General features: G+C 69.1%; 17 protein-coding genes. 10 read left to right on the top strand and 7 right to left on the bottom strand.

All coding sequences use genetic code 11. The features are described 5' to 3' along the window. Positions 1-324 precede the first annotated feature (324 nt). Positions 325-624, top strand: coding sequence for a GlsB/YeaQ/YmgE family stress response membrane protein (locus tag A5706_RS31245; RefSeq protein WP_068140353.1), 300 nt, complete (start codon positions 325-327; stop codon positions 622-624). Positions 625-672: 48 nt separating this feature from the next. After that, complete coding sequence (locus A5706_RS31240; protein ID WP_068140350.1) at positions 673-1,701, top strand: zinc-binding alcohol dehydrogenase family protein; 1,029 nt, start codon at positions 673-675, stop codon at positions 1,699-1,701. A gap of 4 nt (positions 1,702-1,705) precedes the next feature. On the opposite strand, the gene A5706_RS31235 is transcribed toward A5706_RS31240, so the two are convergent. Both A5706_RS31235 and A5706_RS31230 read right to left on the bottom strand, forming a co-directional pair. Further along, positions 1,706-2,449, bottom strand: coding sequence for a CPBP family intramembrane glutamic endopeptidase (locus A5706_RS31235; protein ID WP_068140347.1), 744 nt, complete (start codon positions 2,447-2,449; stop codon positions 1,706-1,708). A 43-nt stretch (positions 2,450-2,492) separates the two neighbouring features. Then, complete coding sequence (locus tag A5706_RS31230; protein ID WP_197518041.1) at positions 2,493-3,017, bottom strand: ABATE domain-containing protein; 525 nt, start codon at positions 3,015-3,017, stop codon at positions 2,493-2,495. A 114-nt stretch (positions 3,018-3,131) separates the two neighbouring features. On the opposite strand from A5706_RS31230, the gene A5706_RS33370 reads away from it, so the two are divergent. Further along, entirely contained in the window at positions 3,132-3,299 is a 168-nt protein-coding gene (locus A5706_RS33370) for a hypothetical protein (protein WP_156767430.1), read from the top strand. A 69-nt stretch (positions 3,300-3,368) separates the two neighbouring features. Here the strand turns inward: A5706_RS33370 and A5706_RS31225 are convergent, their stop codons facing one another. From A5706_RS31225 to A5706_RS31215, 3 genes are all read right to left on the bottom strand, one after another. Beyond that, a complete protein-coding gene (locus tag A5706_RS31225; protein ID WP_068140340.1) occupies positions 3,369-4,616 on the bottom strand; it encodes a PE family protein in 1,248 nt (415 codons plus the stop codon). Positions 4,617-4,838: 222 nt separating this feature from the next. Further along, the gene (locus tag A5706_RS31220) at positions 4,839-7,226 is read right to left on the bottom strand and encodes a phosphoketolase (protein ID WP_068140337.1); all 2,388 of its coding nucleotides are present in this window, start codon (positions 7,224-7,226) and stop codon (positions 4,839-4,841) included. Positions 7,227-7,328: 102 nt separating this feature from the next. After that, entirely contained in the window at positions 7,329-8,177 is an 849-nt protein-coding gene (locus A5706_RS31215; protein WP_068140334.1) for an SDR family oxidoreductase, read from the bottom strand. A gap of 46 nt (positions 8,178-8,223) precedes the next feature. Between A5706_RS31215 and A5706_RS31210 the strand changes: the two genes are divergently transcribed. The 4 genes from A5706_RS31210 to A5706_RS31195 all read left to right on the top strand — a co-directional run bounded on the left by A5706_RS31210 (position 8,224) and on the right by A5706_RS31195 (position 10,849). Further along, positions 8,224-8,751 carry a GNAT family N-acetyltransferase gene (locus tag A5706_RS31210; RefSeq protein WP_231985485.1) on the top strand — a complete coding sequence of 176 codons (528 nt, stop codon included), beginning with the start codon at positions 8,224-8,226 and terminating at the stop codon, positions 8,749-8,751. A gap of 91 nt (positions 8,752-8,842) precedes the next feature. Next, on the top strand, positions 8,843-9,259 hold the full coding sequence (locus tag A5706_RS31205; protein ID WP_156767429.1) for a hypothetical protein: 417 nt from the start codon (positions 8,843-8,845) through the stop codon (positions 9,257-9,259). Positions 9,260-9,331: 72 nt separating this feature from the next. Next, on the top strand, positions 9,332-9,988 hold the full coding sequence (locus A5706_RS31200) for a TetR/AcrR family transcriptional regulator (RefSeq protein ID WP_068140326.1): 657 nt from the start codon (positions 9,332-9,334) through the stop codon (positions 9,986-9,988). Between the two features lie 57 nt (positions 9,989-10,045). Continuing rightward, on the top strand, positions 10,046-10,849 hold the full coding sequence (locus tag A5706_RS31195) for an SDR family oxidoreductase (protein WP_068140323.1): 804 nt from the start codon (positions 10,046-10,048) through the stop codon (positions 10,847-10,849). A 7-nt stretch (positions 10,850-10,856) separates the two neighbouring features. Here A5706_RS31195 and A5706_RS31190 read toward each other — a convergent pair whose 3' ends face one another. After that, positions 10,857-11,354 carry a DUF427 domain-containing protein gene (locus tag A5706_RS31190; RefSeq protein ID WP_068140321.1) on the bottom strand — a complete coding sequence of 166 codons (498 nt, stop codon included), beginning with the start codon at positions 11,352-11,354 and terminating at the stop codon, positions 10,857-10,859. Positions 11,355-11,419: 65 nt separating this feature from the next. Next, the gene (locus A5706_RS31185; protein ID WP_068140318.1) at positions 11,420-12,322 is read right to left on the bottom strand and encodes an undecaprenyl-diphosphate phosphatase; all 903 of its coding nucleotides are present in this window, start codon (positions 12,320-12,322) and stop codon (positions 11,420-11,422) included. A 150-nt stretch (positions 12,323-12,472) separates the two neighbouring features. On the opposite strand from A5706_RS31185, the gene A5706_RS31180 reads away from it, so the two are divergent. From A5706_RS31180 to A5706_RS31170, 3 genes are all read left to right on the top strand, one after another. After that, a complete protein-coding gene (locus A5706_RS31180) occupies positions 12,473-14,881 on the top strand; it encodes a CoA transferase (RefSeq protein WP_068140315.1) in 2,409 nt (802 codons plus the stop codon). 58 nt (positions 14,882-14,939) lie between these two features. Beyond that, positions 14,940-16,424, top strand: a complete 1,485-nt coding sequence (locus A5706_RS31175; protein WP_068140312.1) for an acetyl-CoA acetyltransferase — start codon at positions 14,940-14,942, stop codon at positions 16,422-16,424. 111 nt (positions 16,425-16,535) lie between these two features. Further along, positions 16,536-18,659, top strand: coding sequence for an NAD(P)H-binding protein (locus A5706_RS31170; protein WP_068140307.1), 2,124 nt, complete (start codon positions 16,536-16,538; stop codon positions 18,657-18,659). Positions 18,660-18,662 lie beyond the last annotated feature (3 nt).

Genomic DNA, 18,662 nt, shown 5'->3' with positions numbered 1-18,662 from the left:
ATTCACACCCGACCCGGTACGGCGCCTGATGCCGCCTAATTAGACACACGTAGCTTTACGCAAAGCGGGTATACTCCGGCGGCGCAGCGGGCTTTGCCGGCCTGATTCGGCCGAGTGTGCACTCCGGGCCTTGAGTGGGCGCCCAGGGCGAAATCCCGGCGATTTTCCCGCCCGGAGCTCACGCGCCGCGCCGACGATTCACACCCGACCCGGTACGGCGCCTGATGCCGCCTAATTAGACACACGTAGCTTTACGCAAAGCGGGTATACGCAATCGCGGTTCAGCAGTGAGCTGGCTTTGCCCTCGATTGCAAGGAGACCCGCATGGACGTCATGGCAGCAACCGACTTTCTCGCCCGCTCGACGACAACGACCAGCGTCGGCTGGATCGGCTACATCATCATCGGCGGGCTGGCAGGGGCGCTCGCCAGCAGGATCATCAGGGGCAGCGGGGCCGGCATCCTGATGGACATCGTCATCGGCATCGTCGGCGCGCTGATCGGCGGCTTCATCCTGAGCTTCTTCGTCAACACCGCGGGCGGCGGGATCATCTTCACCTTCTTCACCGCGCTGCTCGGCGCGGTGATCCTGCTCTGGGTCGTCGGGATGGTTCGCCGGGCCTGACCCGGCCTAACCCGTTGCGGCCGTTCCGGATACCGGCATGATGGGGTGATGGCCGAAGCGGTAACGACGACGACGATGCGCGCCTGGCGGGTGCGCCGCCCCGGCCCCATGGCGAGCGGCCCACTCGAACAAGTCACCGCCGAGGTGCCCAGGCCCGCACCGTCGGAGTTGCTGGTAGCCGTGCGGGCGTGCGGCGTGTGCCGCACCGACCTGCACGTCACCGAAGGCGACCTGCCGGTGCACCGCACCGGCGTTACGCCCGGCCATGAGGTGGTCGGCGAGGTCGTCGAAGTCGGGGCCGAGGCCGGTGACGAGTTCAAAACGGGCGACCGGGTGGGCATCGCCTGGCTGCGCCACACCTGCGGCGTGTGCAAGTACTGCCGCCGCGGCGACGAGAACCTCTGTCCGGAGTCCCGCTACACCGGGTGGGACGCCGACGGGGGATACGCCGAATTCGCCACCGTCCCGGCCGCTTTCGCGCACCACCTGCCGAGCGGCTACAGCGACACCGAGCTGGCGCCATTGTTGTGCGCGGGCATCATCGGATACCGGTCGCTGCTGCGCGCGGAGCTGCCTCCCGGTGGGCGGCTGGGCCTCTATGGCTTCGGCGGGAGCGCCCACATCACCGCGCAGGTCGCGCTGGCGCAGGGCGCCGAGGTGCATGTGATGACCCGCGGGGCCGAGGCGCGCGAGCTGGCGCTGCAACTCGGCGCCGCGTCTGCCCAGGGCGCGGCCGATCCGCCGCCGGTGCCGCTGGACGCCGCGATCCTTTTCGCGCCGGTCGGCGAGCTGGTGCTGCCCGCGCTGCAGGCGCTGGACCGCGGTGGCACCCTGGCGATCGCGGGCATCCACCTGTCCGACATCCCGCCGCTGAACTATCAGCGTCATCTGTTCCAGGAGCGCCAGGTCCGATCGGTCACGTCGAACACGCGGGCCGACGCGCGCGCATTCCTTGACTTCGCGGGCGAACATCGCATCGAGGTGACCACGCCGGAATATCCGCTTGCCCGGGCCGACGAGGCCCTGAGCGATCTAAGCGCCGGTCGAATCGCCGGCGCCGCGGTGCTGCTGGTCTAGCCGCTCAGGTCGACAGGTGCCAGACCAGCGCCGCGGCCAGGGCGCCAAGCCCGTTCAGTGACCAGTGCAGCGCGATCGGCGCGATCAGGCTGCCGCTTCGCCGGCGCAGCCAGCTGAAGACGAAGCCGGCCGCCCCGGTGGCCAGGACCGCCAGCGTCACGCCGGCCACCATCCCAACGAAGCCGCCGCCGAACAGCCGGGTGAAGCCGACGTTGTTGCTGGTGAGCCCCAGCGACGTGGCGACGTGCCACAGACCGAACAGCAATGACCCGCCTAGCGCCACCCCCCGAAAGCCCCAGGCCCGGTTCAGCGCGCCGTGCAGCACCCCGCGAAATGCGAGCTCCTCGGGGATCACGGTCTGCAGCGGGATGATGACCATCGAGGCGATCAGGGCGCCGGAGATCGTGGCGTAGTGGTTGTTCAGGAACATCGGCCGGGTCATCGGCAGCAGGATGCCGATCGCGATGACCGACGCCACGACGGCCACGGCGCCAAGCGCATAGGCCAGCCCGGGCCGCCAGTGTTCACGGCCGAGGCCCAGGTCGGTCCAGCCCAACCCGCGGTAACGCATCAAGGCGACGAGCCCGACGGCGGCGGCGGGCACGGTCGCGATGCTCGCCCACGGCGTGGTGAAGTGCGCGATCAGGTTGGTCAGCACCAGCACGATGACCACGACGGCGATGTCGAGATGGAACCGGAACGGGTGCGGCGCTACGAAATCGGTGTCGGCAACCGTCGCGTCGGGCATCGGGCCAGCTTACCTGCCGGTCGCGTTCGCCCAGCTCAGTCGCTCAGGAAGGCTGAGCCGCGGCTTGCTGGCGGGCGCGGAAGGCCTGGACCTTCGCTCGGTTGCCGCAGGTGCTCATCCCGCACCAATGCCGGTTCTGGGCTCGCGACGCGTCGACGTACAGGCGCGTGCAGCCGGGGTGGGAGCACTTTTTGACCTTGCCGATGTCGGGTCCGGCATAAAGGTCGAGGAGGTCGGCGGCCAGGCCGGCGAGCAGCTGCTGCACGGTACCGCTGCGGCTGACCGATCCGTCCGGATGCAACGTCGGCGTGAGCTGGGGTCGGGATGCGTACGCATTCAACAGATCAACATCGGCGGCGTCGGGCCGGCCGCCCTCAAGCCCCGCCACGACGACCCGGTAGATGGCTTCGCGCACCGCGATCGCCGCCGCGACTTCATCGTCGGTTATCTCGAGCGGCGTATCGACCAGCCCGGCACCGACCGCCCAGTCCGACACCCGCTGCGGGTCGGTCAACAATTCCTCGCGACGCGCCGAGCCCCGATATTTCAGCGTGCCCGCGAAGTCCAAACACCGCCGCCCGCTCACGTAGACGAACTTCATGTAACCACCTTGACAGGTTTCACGCGCACTGGCAAGCTGTAACTATCTAAGACGGTTACACACTCGGCGGAGGGAGAACTCATGGCTACGACGGTGTGGACGCTGGTCTCGATCCTGGTCATCGCACCGTTGGGCGCCCTGGCCGTTGACCGGCCCCTCTACGGCAACTGGATCTGGCATATCGACGCCGACAAGCCGAGGGACTACGGCGAGCCTTCCGGTGCCACCGGCGAACCCCGCGCCGCGTAGCCGCGGGCGATCGGGGGGTTCCAGTTCACGGGTTCGCTCGAGTCGCTCACGCACTCGCTCATTGCAACGTCAGAACAGGCCGAAGAAACCCGACTGGTCATTACCCGTGTTGAAGCTCCCGGAGCTGTCCATGCCCGAGTTGAAGGAGCCCGTGTTGTAGCCGCCGACGCCCGAGTTGAAGAAGCCCGTGTTGTAGTCGGCGTTGCCCGAGTTCCCGATGCCGGTGTCCCATACGCCGCTCCCCGAGTTGAAGAACCCAGTCTTGTGGCAGCCGGGGCCGGTGTTCGAGTTCCAGAAGCCCGAGTTGTTGAGGCCCTGGTTAAAGAACCCCGAGTTCCCGGTGCCTGTGTTTCCGAAGCCCGAGTTCGGACCAGTCTGGTTGACCGAGCTGCCGAAACCAGTGTTCAGGTTGCCCGAGTTGTAGAAGCCGGTGTTGATGTCGCCCGAGTTTCCCCACCCCGTGTTGAAGTCGCCCGCGTTGAAGCTTCCCGTGTTGTCCGAGCCCGTGTTCTCGAAGCCCATGTTGTTGGTGCCGGCGTTCCCGAAGCCCATGTTGTAGTCGCCCGGGTTTGCAAAACCCATGTTGTAGTCACCCGAATTTGCAAAGCCGGTGTTGACCTCACCCACGTTCCAGAACCCTGTGTTGGTGTTGCCCGAGTTCGAGAAGCCGAAGTTACCAGTGCCCGAGTTGAAGAAGCCGACGTTGTTATTACCCGAGTTGAAGAACCCGATGTTGTTGTTACCCGAGTTCCCGAAGCCGAAATTTCCGCTGCCGGAATTCAGCGCGCCAACGCCCACCATGTTGTTGCCGGTGAGCCCAAAGCCGAGGTTTCCATTGCCGTGGTTCCCCAAGCCCATGTTGTTGCTGCCCAAGTTGCCGAAGCCGACATTGTTGTTGCCAATGTTCCCGCTTCCCACGTTGAAGGCGCCCAGGTTTCCGCTGCCGAGGTTTGCGCTGCCGTTGTTCCCGAAACCGAGGTTTGTGCTGCCGAAGCCAGGGATGATGCCCTGCCCGACACCCTGCAAAGGCGAGGCATTCGCCGTTTCGGCCAATGCGTACCGCCCTGCGCCGACCTCCAATAGCTGCACGAACTGGTCATGAAACACCGCCGCCTGTGCCCCTAGCGCCTGGAAGCGCTGACCGTGAGCGGAAAACACCGCCGCAATGGCCAACGACACCTCATCCGCAGCCGCGGCCAGCACGCCAGTCGTCGGGGTCGCCGAGGCCGCTTTCGCGGCGCTCAACGCTGAGCCGAGGTTGGACAGATCCGTTCCCGCCGACGCCAAGAACTCGGGTGCCGCCACCAGATACGACATAAGGATTCTCCTGTCCGGACAGTACCGAACTTCCGGTGCAAGGCACTGTAACGAGTTTCCGCCCGGTATTTTGGCCTTTGGGCAAACCGTTGGTACGCCCGAAGCCATTCGTCCGCTGCCGAAGGGATGGCCAGGCAGCCGCGCGGTGGGTCGCCGCTATCGGGGTAGGTCGCGTGGTGCAGGTTCGGGAGGGTGCCAGACCATCGGGCAGCCCCGCCCAGCTCAGTCCGCTTCCCAGGTCCACCCCGAGATCGCCGGGTCGTCCTCGCCGTGTTCACGGGTGTAGGCGCGAGCGGCGAGGCGGGCGTCGACCATGCGCTGACGCAGCACGGCGGCCTGGCTGGCCAGCCCGTCCACCCGGTCGACGACGTCGATGACCAGATGGAAGCGATCGAGGTCGTTGAGCATCACCATGTCGAACGGCGTCGTCGTGGTGCCGCGCTCCTTGAAGCCCCGCACGTGGATGTGCGGGTGGTTGGTGCGCCGGTAGGTGAGCCGGTGGATCAGCCATGGGTAGCCGTGGTAGGCGAAGATGACCGGCTTGTCGCGGGTGAACAGCGCGTCAAACTCCTTGTCCGGCAAGCCATGTGGATGCTCGGATTCCGGCTGCAGCCGCATCAGGTCGACGACGTTGACGACCCGGACCGCCAGGCCGGGTAGTTCGCGCCGCAGGATGTCGGCGGCCGCGAGCACTTCCAGCGTCGGGATGTCCCCGGCGCAGGCCAGCACCACGTCGGGCTCGGCGCCTAAAGACTTAGCCGTGCTCGCCCACGGCCAGATGCCCAGGCCCCGCGCGCAGTGGGCGATGGCCTGGTCCATGTCCAGATAGGCCAGCGCGGGCTGCTTGCCGGCGACGATCACGTTGACGTAGTTGCGGCTGCGCAGGCAGTGGTCCGCCACCGACAGCAGCGTGTTGCCGTCCGGCGGCAGGTACACCCGCGTCAGCTCGGCCCGCTTGTTCGCGACCAGGTCGATGAATCCGGGGTCCTGATGCGACGCGCCGTTGTGGTCCTGGCGCCACACGTGGGAGGTCAGCAGGTAGTTCAGCGACGCGATGGGCCGCCGCCACGGCAGTTCCCGGCTGGTGGCCAGCCACTTCGCGTGCTGGTTGAGCATCGAGTCGACGATGTGCACGAACGCCTCGTAGCAGTTGAACAGGCCGTGCCGTCCGGTCAGCAGGTAGCCCTCGAGCCAGCCCTGGCACAGGTGCTCGGAGAGCACCTCCATCACGCGGCCGTCGGGCGCGAGGTGTTCGTCGTCGGGCCCGATCTCCGAGAGCCACACCTTGTCGGTCGCCCCGTAGACGGCGTCGAGCCGGTTGGAGGCGGTCTCGTCGGGGCCCATGAGCCGGAACCGATCCGGGTTGCGCGCGATCACGTCGCGCAGGAAGGTGCCCAGCATCCGGGTGGCCTCGTGCGTCTCGGCGGCCGGCTGCGCCACGGCCAGCGCGTAGTCGCGGAAGTCGGGCAGGTCGAGGTCGTGCAGCAGCAGCCCGCCGTTGGCGTGCGGGTTGGCGCTCATCCGGCGATCACCGCGGGGCGCCAGCGCCCGCAGCTCGGGGCGCAGCGCGCCGCTGGCGTCGAACAACTCCTCGGGCCCGTAGCTGCGCAGCCATTCCTCCAGCTGCGCGCGATGGGCCGGGTTGTCGTGGGTCTCGGCCAAGGGGACCTGGTGGGCCCGCCAGGTGCCCTCCACCTTCTTGCCGTCGACCACTTTGGGGCCGGTCCAGCCCTTCGGGGTGCGCAGCACGATCATCGGCCAGACGGGCCGCTCCGCACGGCTTCCGGTACGGGCGGCGCGTTGAATGGCCGCGATGTCGTCGAAGGCGTCGTCGAGGGCGGCGGCCAGCTGCTGGTGCACGTTGGCCGGGTCGTCACCGGCGACCGTGATGGGCCGGTAGCCGTAGCCGCGCAGCAGCGATTCCAGTTCGGGGTGGGGGATGCGGGCCAGCACGGTCGGGTTGGCGATCTTGTAGCCGTTCAGCTGCAGGATGGGCAGCACGGCGCCGTCGGTGACCGGGTTCAGGAACTTATTCGAGTGCCAGCCGGCGGCCAGGGGCCCGGTCTCGGCCTCGCCGTCGCCCACCACGCACGCCACCACCAGGTCCGGGTTGTCGAACGCCGCCCCGTAGGCGTGCACCAGCGCGTAGCCCAGCTCGCCGCCCTCGTGGATCGACCCGGGCGTCTGGGCCGCGACGTGGCTCGGGATGCCGCCGGGAAAGGAGAACTGCCGAAACAGCTTTCGCAGTCCCTCGGCGTCTTCCTCGATGCCGGTGTACACCTCGGAGTAGGTGCCCTCCAGGTACGCGTTGGCGACCAGCCCGGGCCCGCCGTGGCCGGGCCCGGTGACGTAGATGACGCTGGCGTCGCGGTTGCGGATGACCCGGTTCAGGTGCGCGTAGATGAGGTTGAGCCCAGGCGTGGTGCCCCAGTGACCCAACAGCCGGGGTTTGACGTGCTCGGACGACAGCGGTTCGCTCAGCAGCGGGTTGTCCAGGAGGTAGATCTGGCCGACCGAGAGGTAATTGGCTGCGCGCCAATATTTGTCGATGAGAGCGAGCTCGTCGTCCGAGAGGGCTGCGGCATTCGTGGTCGAGGTTTCTGCGGTCACCCGCCCGATTGTCCGTGTCTTTGGTGAACGGCGCTTGTCGGCGAGCTACTCCCGATGGCGGCGACCCGCTTCACCCGGCTGCGCCGCGCTCACGATCGCCGACTACTCCTCCCCGCGGGCCCGCGCCTCGTAGGCCCGGCGCTTCTCGACATCGACGTCGTCGGTGAAGACGTGGTCGCCGCCGAGCAGGCGGTTGAGCCCCTCGGCGATCCTGCGCGGCCAGAATCTCTGGGAGACGACCATCGCGCCGGCGGCCTTGGTGATCCGCACCCGCGGCCTGGGGTGGGCCACCAGCCTGACGATGGCGTCGGCGATCTCGGCGGGCTCGGCGTTGCGGAACCCCTTCATGCCGGGTGTCCCGGCGACCAGCTCGGTGTTGACGAAGGTTGGCAACACCGTGGAGAACTCCACACCGGCCGAGCGGTATTCGAGGCGGGCCGAGTCGGTGAACGCGATCACCGCGTGCTTGCTGGCGCAGTAGCTGGCCAGGCCGACGATGTAGAGCTCGCCGGCCAGGGACGCGACGTTGATGACGTGCCCGGATCGGCGGGGGACCATGCGCTGCACCGCCAGCTTGCTGCCGAGGATGACGCCGTAGACGTTGATGTCGAGGATGCGGCGGGTGACCGCATCCGGCTCGTCGATGATCCGCCCGACGGGCATGATGCCGGCGTTGTTGATCAGCACGTCGATCGGGCCGAGCTGGCGCTCCACCTCATCGAGGAAATCCGCGAACGAATGCGGGTCGGTGACGTCGAGCTTCCCGTAGACGTCGAGGCCGAGCGCGGCGCCCGATTCCTTCACCCGCACCTCGTCGATGTCGCCGATCGCGACCTTGGCGCCCAGGTTGTGCAGCGCGGTCGCGGTGGCCAGCCCGATCCCGCGGGCGCCGCCAGTGATGACGACGACCTTGTCGCGCACCTTCACGCCAATTGAAGCCGTGTCTGCCATCTTCGTCGTCCTTCCCGAGAGTTGACGGGTGTCAATTTTGGCGATTATGCCCGATACTGCACCCGTGATCGAGGTGCGGGCGGCCGTCCCGGCCGACGCACGCGACGTGGCCCGGGTGCAGGTCCGGTCGTGGCAGTCGGCGTATCGCGGGCTGATCGACCAGGCCTACCTCGACGGCCTGACGCCCGAGTTCTTCGCCGACCGCTACACCTTTGGTCGGGTCGGGCTTCGGCTGCCGTCAACCGTGGTCGCGGTCGACGGTTCCGCGATCCGCGGCCTGGCGACCACGGGACTGTGCAGCGAGATGGAGTTCCCGAATTTCGGCGAGCTGATGGCGATCTACGTCGACCCCGCGCACGTGCGGACCGGCATCGGGCGGCTGCTCATGGCCGCCGCGCGGGAGCGGCTGCGCCGGCTCGGTGTGGCGGGAGCCGTCCTGTGGGTGCTGGACGGGAACCTCGGCGCCCGCCGGTTCTACGAACGCGACGGGTGGCGGTTCGACGGAGCCTGTCGCACAGAGACTTTCGGTGACGCACCCGTGCGACAGGTGCACTACCGCTGCGCGCCGGTCTGAGTCGGTCCGCACGCGACTGGACGCCCGCCGTTGCCCGCGACGCGTCATCCTGGTATGTTTACGGCGATAACATCGCAGGGAGGCGTCAGCGGTGAAAGTGATGTACGACGGTGAGAACCCGATGCCGACGACGCAACCGGGTGCGGACGGTTATCCGTCGGTGTGGTTGCAACTGCAGGTACGGCGGATGAAACATCTGACGGCCTTCGCGGTGGCCATACCCTCGGTGATCGAGCATGCTAAAGCCTTTCCCGGCATGATTCGCTTCGGGTTCGATATCGACTGGGAGCGCGCAAGATTCCGGACGTTCGGAGCCTTCGACAGCGAAGCTTCGCTGCGCGATTACATCGCCGATGGTGCACACGGGGTCATCTACCGACGCCTGCGCGGCCGGCTCGGTGACGTATCCGTCAACTACGGCACGCTTGCCGTCACGGCTTTACCAGCCACGTGGGACGAGGTACCGCAGTCGCGTTTCACCAAAGACCAGACGACGCACACCAAATGATGTGGCGAACCGTGCCGCACACTGCGGTGAGTCTCGCCCGGAACCGCCGAGCGGCGATGTCACCATAACGCCATGCCACGAGGGCCAGACACGCATCGAACGCGGTCATCCACCGACACCTACCACCATGGGGACCTTCGAAGGGCTCTGCTTGACCACGCGGTGGAACTCGCCCGCGCGGGTGGCCCGGACGCGGTGGTCATGCGTGACGTGCAGCGCCGGGCGGGCGTGAGCAACGCCGCCGCCTACCGTCACTACGCGAACCGCGACGAATTGCTCGAGGCGGTCATCGGCTACGCCTTGGAACGGCTGGCCGCCATGATGCACGAAGCCCTGAACACGGTGCCGCCACGCGGTGATCGAAAGCGCCGGGCGCGGGCAAGATTCCGTGCCACCGGCCAGGCGTACGTCGACTTCGCGCTCGCCGAACCCGGGCTGTTTCGCACCGCGTTCGCGGCCCACCCGGCCAGCCTCCAGGCCGTCGAAGCTGCCGAAGACGTTGCGGGCGAACAGCATCCGTTTCAACTCCTGCGCCGCTACGTCGACGACCTGGTGGCGACCGGAGTGATCGATCCCCGCCAACGGGCCGGGCTTGACGAGGCGGCGTGGGCCGCCGTCCACGGTTTGGCCATCTTGTACTTGGACGGGGCGCTGAGCGGCCTGGGGGAGCCCGAGAAGCGCCAGATCACCGGCCGCTTACTCGACACCTTCGAGCGCGGCATCGGCTAGCGAGGGGGCCCTCCCCGCATGTTGACACCGATAACATCGGATGGTTATCGTTGCGCAATGGACGCCAGCCGATTTCGCAGCCGCTATGGACCGTGGGCCCTGGTCACTGGAGCCAGCGACGGCATCGGCCGCGCGATCGCCGCCGAGCTGGCCCGCCGCGGTCTCAACCTGGTGCTGGCGGCCCGAAACCAGGCGCGGCTAGAAGCGATCGCGCGGGAAGTCAATGCCGCCACCGGGGTCGAAACCCTGGTCGTCGCAGCCGATCTCGCCGACGCCAACGGAGCCGAAGCGGTGGCCGATGCGACGAGGAACTTAGACGTCGGCCTTGTCGTCCTTGCCGCGGGTTTCGGCACCGTGGGTCCGTTCACCGACTTGGCCCTCGCGGCAGAGCTCGAGATGATCGCGGTCAACGTCACCGCGGTGACCGCGCTGACGCACGCGTTCACCCCGCGCCTGACCCGCCGCGCGAGCGGGGGCATCGTGTTGTTCGGGTCGATCGTCGGATGGCAGGGCGTCCCAGGGCAGGCCACCTACTCGGCGACCAAGTCCTACGTCCAGAGCTTCGCCGAGGCGCTGCACGGCGAGCTGAAGCCGCAAGGCGTCGATGTCATATCGGTGGCACCGGGTCCCGTGCACACCGGCTTCGGCGCGCGGGCCGGGATGACCATGAATTCGGCGACCACGCCAGAGGTAGTCGCCACAGCCACCCTCTCGGCCCTGGGACGGCGGACCACCGTCGTGCCCGGTCTGCAGGCGAAGTTTCTGACCGCGTCGCTCATGCCGCTGCCCCGACGCCTTCGCAGCGAGATCCTTGGAAACGTGGTTCGCCGGATGCGGGCCGCGCCCGCACCGGCCGTCTGAATCGTCATCACCAACCAGTGGAGCCGGGGACGCCTTTGAACGGACCGGTGATCCAGCTGGTGATCCAGCCCCCGTAAAAGCCGCCCGGTTGTGGCACCACGGCCTCACCATTGACGGTGCAGCGGTCGACCTTCGCCGCCAGCACCGCGACCGCGCCGCGTATCGACGCAAACCCGCGCGGCGGGTTCACGTAGCTCCACGCGGCCTTCGCTGCGGTAGTAGTAGCGGTCACCAAGTCGTAATAGGTGGCCTGCCCTTTCCACTCACACCACGAGCTTCCGGACGTCTCACGCAGCGTCGCGTCGGCAAAGGCTTCCCGCGGAAGGTAATAGGTCGGCGGATGACTGGTCTCGAGCACGCGCCAGGCCTGCTCGGTCGACGCGATCACTTCGCCGCCCAGCTCCACGGTGATCAGCCCGGTGAAGGGCTCCACCCGAGGCGGCCGTGGGTAATCCCACACCGATTCCCGGTCGGGCCCGGCTGCTCGCCCCTCGGCACGGCGCATTGCACAGTCTCCGAACTCGTCGATCGACCTTCGGTCGCGATCAACCCAGGTTAGGCGAACCCGGCCTAGTGCACGCTCAGCCACACGAGGCTGGCGCCGCCCACGACGGCGCAGTAGACCGCGAACGGCGTCAGGGTGCGCGTCTGGAAATACCGCGTCAGAAACCGCACAGACAGGTAGGCGCAGACGAACGAGGCGACACTGCCGGCTAGGACCTGGCCGCCGATCCCGGCCCCCAGCGGCCCGAACAGGTCCGGGATCTTGTACACCCCGGCCGCCAGGATGATCGGCGTGGCAAGCAGGAACGAGAAGCGGGCGGCGTCCTCGTGCGAGAGCCCGCGCCACAGGCCGGCCACCATCGCGATGCCGGAGCGGCTGATGCCGGGCAGCAGCGCCAGGATCTGCGAGGAGCCGATCACCAGCCCGCGGCCCATCGGCAGCTGGGCCAGCCGGTTGTCGATGGCCTCGCCGCGATGGTCCTCGTGCTCCTCGTCGCCGGCCGGTGAAACGCGGCGGCGCAGCACCTCGCCGGCATACAGCGCGATGCCGTTGAGCAACAGGAAAGCCGCCGCCGGAATGGGTTTGCCCAGCGTGGTCCGGAACAGGTGCTCGAGGGCCACCCCGGCCAGGCCTACCGGGATGGTGGCGACGACGATCAGCCAGGCCAGCCGCTCGTCGGGCGTCTGAATTCGGCGATACCGCAGCGAGGAGAAGAAGCCGGCGACGATCCGCAACCAGTCCCGCCAGAAGAACACCAGCAGCGCGGCGGCGGTCGCGACGTGCAGGCCGACGATGAAGGCGAGGTAGGGCGATTCGGGCGTGGACACGTTGAGGTCCCGGCCCCATTGCCCGCCGACCAGCGCCGGCACCAACACCGCGTGCCCCAGGCTGGAGACCGGGAACAGCTCGGTGACGCCCTGGAACGCGCCGACTACCACGGCCTCGACATAGCTCAAGTGCGCGGTCATTGGGCGGGGCGCCTCCATCCGGGATCGTGAACAAGAACTACCGAGCGTAGCCGGTCGAAATTCGCGCGCGAACCGGCTTGGGCGGCTGCACATTTGGCCGCCGCGCAACTGCTCGCAGGTGGCCCCTGACCAGGCGGGTACGGTGGGCGGATGGCGGAGGGGCTGCTCGAAACCGTGCGCGTGCTCGACCTGTCCGGAGGCAGCGCCGACGCCGTCACCCGCCTGTTCGCCGATCTCGGCGCCGACGTGCTCAAGATCGAATTCCCCGGTGGCAGCCTGGGGCGCGACGACCTGCCGGCGCTGGCCGGCGCCAGCATCCCGTTCGCGCTGCACAACGCCAACAAGCGGGCCGCGGTGCTGGACCCGCTCGAGGACAACGACTGCGGCCGGTTCCTCGACCTGGCCGCCGAGGCCGACATCGTCGTGGACAGCGGCCTGGCCGGGCACGTCGGCGCCTTCGGGATATCGGGCGCGGAGTTGGCGGCCCGCTATCCGCACCTGGTGGTGCTGTCGGTCACCGACTTCGGCGAGACGGGTCCGCGCTCCGCGTGGCGTGCCACCGATCCGGTGTTGTTCGCGATGTGCGGCTCGCTGGCGCGTTCCGGTCCCACCACCGGCACCCCGGTGCTGCCGCCGGACGGCATCGCCTCGGCCACCGCCGCGGTGCAGGCGGCGTGGGCGGCGCTCGTCGCGTACTACAACCGGTTGCGCTGCGGCACGGGCGATTACATCGACTTCTCGCGGTTCGACGCGGTCGTGATGGCGCTCGACCCCGCGTTTGGCGCGCACGGGCAGGTCGCCGCCGGCACCCGCCACAGCGGGCAGTGGCGCGGGCGCCCGAAGAACCAGGACGCCTACCCGATCTGCCCATGCAAGGACGGGTACGTCCGGTTGTGCGTGATGGCGCCGCGGCAGTGGCGGGGGTTGCGGCGCTGGCTGGGGGAGCCCGACGAGTTCCAGGACCCCAAATACGACGCGATCGGCGCCCGGATGGCGGCCTGGCCCGAGATCAGCGTGCTGGCCCAGGCCCTGTTCGCCGACCAGACGATGAAGGACCTGGTCGCCGCGGGGCAGGCGCACGGAGTGCCGATCGCCGCGGTGCTGCCGCCGTCCTGGGTGCTGGGCTCCGAACATTTCCAAGAGGTGGGCGCCATCACCGAGGCCGAGCTGCTGCCGCGGGTGCGGACCAGCGTGCCCACCGGGTACTTCGTCGTCGACAGGCAGCGCGCGGGTTTCCGCACGCCGGCCCCGGCCATGGGGCAGGACGAACCGTATTGGCGCGGTAACCCGGTGCTGGTGCGCGCTCCGTCGGGGAGGGTCGGCGACTACCCGCTCAGCGGGCTGCGGATTCTCGACCTGGGCATCATCGTCGCGGGCGGCGAGCTCAGCCGGCTGTTCAGCGACCTGGGCGCCGAGGTCATCAAGGTGGAAAGCTCCGACTATCCCGACGGCCTACGGCAGGCCCGCGCTGGCGACGCCATGAGCGAGTCATTCGCCTGGACCCACCGCAACCAGCTCGGCCTGGGCCTGGACCTGCGCAGCGCCGAGGGCAAGGCCATCTTCCGCCGCTTGGTCGCCGAGGCCGACGCGGTGTTCGCCAACTTCAAGCCGGGAACCCTTGCCTCCCTTGGCTTTGACTACGACGCGCTGCGCGCCATCAACCCGCGGATCGTGCTCGCGGGCAGCAGCGCCTACGGCGACAGCGGCCCCTGGCGCACCCGGCTGGGCTACGGTCCCTTGGTCCGCGCCGCCACCGGGGTCACCCGGCTGTGGACGTCGGAGGACGCGGACGACCGGGCGGACGTGCAGGCCGACACGGGGCGGCACGCCTTTTACGACGCGACGACGATCTTCCCCGACCACGTCGTCGGGCGGGTCAGCGCCATCGCGGCGCTCGCCGCGCTGATCCGTCGCGACCGCACCGGCGGCGGCGCCCACGTCCACGTCTCGCAGGCCGAGGTCGTGATCAATCAGCTCGACACCCTGTACGTCACCGAGGCCGCGCTGGCCGCGGGCATCGGCCCGATCCGCCACGACACCAGCCTGCACGCGGTCTACCCCTGCGCGGGCGATGACGAGTGGTGCGTCATCTCCATCGGCACCGACGACGAATGGCGCTGCCTCGCAGGCCTTCTCGACCATCCGCAATGGGTCGACGACCCGCGGTTCGGGACCGGCGAATCGCGGCTGGCCCACCGCCACGAGCTGATCGACCTGGTGTCGGCCTGGACCCGCACCCGCACCCCGCTGCGCAACGCCGAACTGCTGCAAGCGGCCGGGGTCCCGGCCGGTCCGATGAACCGCCCGCCGGACATCCTCGAAGACCCCCAGCTGACCGGGCGAAAGCTGTTCAGCGACATGACTCATCCGCTGATCGAGCGCCCGATGCCCGCCGAGACCGGACCGGCACCGTTTCAGCACATTCCGCCGGCCCCACAGCGCCCGGCGCCCCTGCCCGGCCAGGACACCCGCGAGATCTGCCGGAATCTGCTCGGGATGAACGCGGACGAAACCGAGCGGCTGATCCGCGACGGCGTGCTGTTCGCGACCGCCGATTAGTCCAACGACGCTCGATGCCCATCGCGGGCCGGATTCATAGTCACGCTAAATTCGTCGCATGAGCGTCGATCCCAGGACACCGGTGCTGATCGGCTACGGCCAGGTCAACCACCGCGACGAAATCGACCCGGCGGCGCGCTCGGTCGAACCGGTGGACCTGATGGCCGCCGCGGCCCGGGAGGCCGCCGATGCCCGCGTGATCGAGGCCGTGGACTCCATCCGCGTGGTGAACGTGCTGTCGGCGCACTACCGCGACCCCGCGCTGCTGCTGGGCGAGCGGCTCGGCGCCGCGGAATACACGACCCGGTACAGCCCGGTCGGGGGCAACGTCCCGCAGTCGCTGGTCAACCACGCCTGCCTGGACATCCAGCAGGGCCGGGCCGGTGTGGTGCTGCTCGCCGGAGCCGAAACCTGGCGCACCCGCCGGGGCCTGAAGGCCAAGGGCGGCCGGCTCGAGTGGACGGTGCAGGACGAATCGGTGCCGATCGCCGAGATGATCGGCGAGGACGTCCCGATGTTCGGCGACGCGGAGCTCAAGAGCGGGCTGAACCTGCCGTCCTTCGTCTACCCGCTGTTCGAGCAGGCGCTTCGCATCGCCAACGGCGAATCCGTCGACAGCCACCTCACGCGCATCAGCGAACTGTGGGCGCGGTTCAACGCCATCGCGGTCGGCAACCCGCACGCGTGGATCCGCAAGCCGGTGACCGCCGAGGAGATCCGGCGGCCCGGGCCGCAGAATCGGATGATCAGCTGGCCCTACACCAAGCTGATGAACTCCAACAACATGGTCGACCAGGGCGCCGCCCTGGTCCTGACGTCAGTCGAGCAGGCGCAGCGCTTGCAAGTCCCCGCCGACCGGTGGGTGTTCCCGCACGCCGGCACCGACGCGCACGACACCCCCTCCATCGCCGAGCGCGACGAGCTGCACCGCTCGGCGGCCATCCGGATCGCGGGCGCGCGGGCCCTTCAGCTGGCCGGCCTGGGCATCGACAACGTCGACTACGTCGACCTGTACTCCTGCTTCCCCTCCGCCGTTCAGGTCGCCGCGGCCGAACTGGGCCTTAGCGCCGACGACCCGGCCCGCCCGCTCACCGTCACTGGCGGGCTGACCTTCGCGGGCGGCCCGTGGAGCAACTACGTGATGCATTCGATCGCCACCATGGCCGAGCTGCTGGTGGCCAACCCCGGGCGCCGCGGCCTCATCACCGGCAACGGCGGCTACCTGACCAAACACAGCTTCGGCGTCTACGGCACCGAGCCGCCGGCCGAATTCCGTTGGGAGGATGCGCAGCCGGCGGTGGACCACGAGCCCACCCGGGAGGGCCTGGTCGAATGGGACGGCGTCGGGACCGTCGAAGCCTGGACCACACCATTCGACCGCGAGGGGCGACCCGAGAAGGCGTTCTTGGCGGTGCGCACGCCCGACGGGGCCCGGACCCTGGCCGTCATCGCCGATCCGGGTGCCGCCGAAGCGACGGTGCGTGAAGATATCGGTGGCGCCAAGGTTGCCGTCACCCCGGACGGCAACGCGGCGCTGCGGTAACCGGCCGGGCTGATCGCCACGGGCCAAAGGTCCCCAATCCGGGGGCAACGGTCGCGTAAGTGACACCAACTTGCCTATTGTCGGGTTGGACGTTGGGGGAGGTGAGCCCAGGTGCACGTCCTGGTTACCGACGCCACCGGCGCAGTAGCGCGGCTGGCCGCACGGCAGCTGATCGCTGCCGGGCACACGGTCAGCGGGATTGCTGAGCACCCCCATCCCTGCCTGGATCCGGGCGTCGAGTTTGTTTGCGCGCAGCTGAGCGACCCTGTCCTGCAAGACCTGGCCGACGAGGCCGACGCGGTGATCCACCTGGCCCCGATCGACACCAGCGCGCCCGGCGGCGCGGACATCGACGGGGTCGCCCTCGTAACCGACGCTGCCGCGCGCGCCGGTGCGCGGCTGCTGTTCGTCTCCCAGGCCGCCGGCCGGCCGGAGCTGTATCGACCCGCCGAGGAGCTGGTGTCCACGAGTTGGGCGCCCAGCCTGGTCGTCCGCATCGCGCCGCCGGTCGGCCGCCAGCTGGACTGGATGGTGTGCCGCACCGTGGCGACGTTGCTGCGCACGAGGATTTCCGCGGCCTCGACCCGGCCGATGCGTGTCCTGCACGTCGAGGACCTGGTCCGGTTCCTGGTCTTCTCGCTGAACACCGACCGCACCGGCGCGGTCGACCTCGCCACGCCCGACACCACCAACGTGGTCACCGCGTGGCGGCTGCTGCGATCCGTCGGCCCGCGGTCGCGACTGAACGGGGTTCGCAGCTGGTCGAAGTTGATCCCGAAGATGGATACCACTGCGGTGCAAGAGGATTGGGGTTTCGAATTCGGCTGGCAAGCGCTCGAGGCGGTCGCCGACACCGCACGCGGCCTCGCCGGGCGCCGCCTCCTTCCGGAGGGTGCGCTCAGCCACGGCGGCCAGGTGGCGCTTCCGGTCGAGGTCCTCCCGCGACCCCGGCCGTCCGACGAATTGCGCAGCGCGGCCCCCGACGGGATGGAGGGCGAGTTCGACGACCGGATCGATCCCCGGTTCCCGGTGTTCAGCGCCGCCCGGCTGGCCGAGGCGTTGCCCGGCCCGCTCACCCCGATAACGCTCGATGTCCAGCTCAGCGGGCTGCGCACGGCCAGCCGGGTGATGGGCCAGGTGCTCGCGCTGGGCGGCGTGGTCGACGACGAGTGGAGCAGCCGGGCGATCGCGGTCTTCGGCCATCGCGCCTACGTCGGGGTGTCGGCCAACGTCGTCGCCGCCACCCAGCTGCCCGGGTGGGACCAGCACGCCGTCACCCGGAACGCCCTGGCCGACCAGCCGCAGGTCGGCGACGTCCTGCCGTTCGGCGAGCCGAAGCTGGCCGAGGGGGCGCTCGGGTCGCTCGCCAAAGCGGTCGTGACCGCGCGCTCGCTGGCGGTGATGCGCCACCTCAAACGCGACACGCTGGCCTACGCCGCCGCCGCGAAGGCCGAACACGCCGGTGCCGCGCAGCTGGCCGCGCTGCCGGACGCCGCCATCGAGGTCCGGGTGCCGCTGCTGCGGGATCGCATCCACCAGGGCTGGATCCTCACGGCGCTGTGGCTGATCGATTCGGGGGTCACCGCGGCGGCGCTGGAGCCCACGCGCGCCGCTTCCCGGGTGTCGGGGCTGGGCATGATCATGGAAAGCACCCGCATCGCGGCCGAGGCCGGCGAGCTGGCGGCGGCGTTGCGAGGCGATCCGCCGTTGTGTGCGCTGGCCGCCGAGGGCAACCTCGGCAGCATCCGTGCGCTGTCTCCCGACACCGCCGCCGCCCTCGACGCCGCCGTCGCCAGGATCGGGCACCGCGGGCCGGGGGAGGCCGAGCTGGCCAGCCCGGTGTTCAGCGACGATCCGGCGATGTTGCTGACCGCGGCCGCCGAGCTGGCCGACCCCGCGGTGGTCACCGAGCCGGCGCCGCCTCCGACGCTCGCACGGCGAGTGGCGACCAACGCGCGCGGCTCGCGTGAGCTGGCCCACGACGCCACCCTCCGGTTCACCCATGAGCTTCGGATGACGTTGCGCGAGTTGGGATCCCGGCGAGTCGCGGCCGACCTGCTCGATGTCGCCGACGACGTCCACTACCTCACGTGTGACGAGCTGATCACCATGCCGACCGACGCGCGGCTGCGGATCAAGCGCCGCCGGGCCGAGCGGGAGCGGCTGCAGGCGCAGCGTCCACCCGACGTCATCGACGGCAGCTGGGCCCCCCTGGGCCAGCTCGGCGACGCCTGAGTG

The sequence above is a fragment of the Mycobacterium sp. E796 genome (genome assembly GCF_001672815.1).
Lineage (GTDB): Bacteria > Actinomycetota > Actinomycetes > Mycobacteriales > Mycobacteriaceae > Mycobacterium.
Note: the sequence above shows the minus strand (reverse complement) of the source record. Positions and strands in the feature narration are given on the sequence as shown.

What these genes read in the sequence shown, in the direction of transcription:
- A5706_RS31245 (WP_068140353.1), top strand. Translation starts at nt 325, where the DNA reads ATGGACGTCATGGCAGCAACCGACTTTCTCGCCCGCTCGACGACAACG.
- A5706_RS31240 (WP_068140350.1), top strand. Translation starts at nt 673, where the DNA reads ATGGCCGAAGCGGTAACGACGACGACGATGCGCGCCTGGCGGGTGCGC.
- A5706_RS31235 (WP_068140347.1), bottom strand. Translation starts at nt 2,449, where the DNA reads ATGCCCGACGCGACGGTTGCCGACACCGATTTCGTAGCGCCGCACCCG.
- A5706_RS33370 (WP_156767430.1), top strand. Translation starts at nt 3,132, where the DNA reads ATGGCTACGACGGTGTGGACGCTGGTCTCGATCCTGGTCATCGCACCG.
- A5706_RS31225 (WP_068140340.1), bottom strand. Translation starts at nt 4,616, where the DNA reads ATGTCGTATCTGGTGGCGGCACCCGAGTTCTTGGCGTCGGCGGGAACG.
- A5706_RS31215 (WP_068140334.1), bottom strand. Translation starts at nt 8,177, where the DNA reads ATGGCAGACACGGCTTCAATTGGCGTGAAGGTGCGCGACAAGGTCGTC.
- A5706_RS31210 (WP_231985485.1), top strand. Translation starts at nt 8,224, where the DNA reads ATGCCCGATACTGCACCCGTGATCGAGGTGCGGGCGGCCGTCCCGGCC.
- A5706_RS31200 (WP_068140326.1), top strand. Translation starts at nt 9,332, where the DNA reads ATGCCACGAGGGCCAGACACGCATCGAACGCGGTCATCCACCGACACC.
- A5706_RS31195 (WP_068140323.1), top strand. Translation starts at nt 10,046, where the DNA reads ATGGACGCCAGCCGATTTCGCAGCCGCTATGGACCGTGGGCCCTGGTC.
- A5706_RS31190 (WP_068140321.1), bottom strand. Translation starts at nt 11,354, where the DNA reads ATGCGCCGTGCCGAGGGGCGAGCAGCCGGGCCCGACCGGGAATCGGTG.
- A5706_RS31185 (WP_068140318.1), bottom strand. Translation starts at nt 12,322, where the DNA reads ATGACCGCGCACTTGAGCTATGTCGAGGCCGTGGTAGTCGGCGCGTTC.
- A5706_RS31180 (WP_068140315.1), top strand. Translation starts at nt 12,473, where the DNA reads ATGGCGGAGGGGCTGCTCGAAACCGTGCGCGTGCTCGACCTGTCCGGA.
- A5706_RS31175 (WP_068140312.1), top strand. Translation starts at nt 14,940, where the DNA reads ATGAGCGTCGATCCCAGGACACCGGTGCTGATCGGCTACGGCCAGGTC.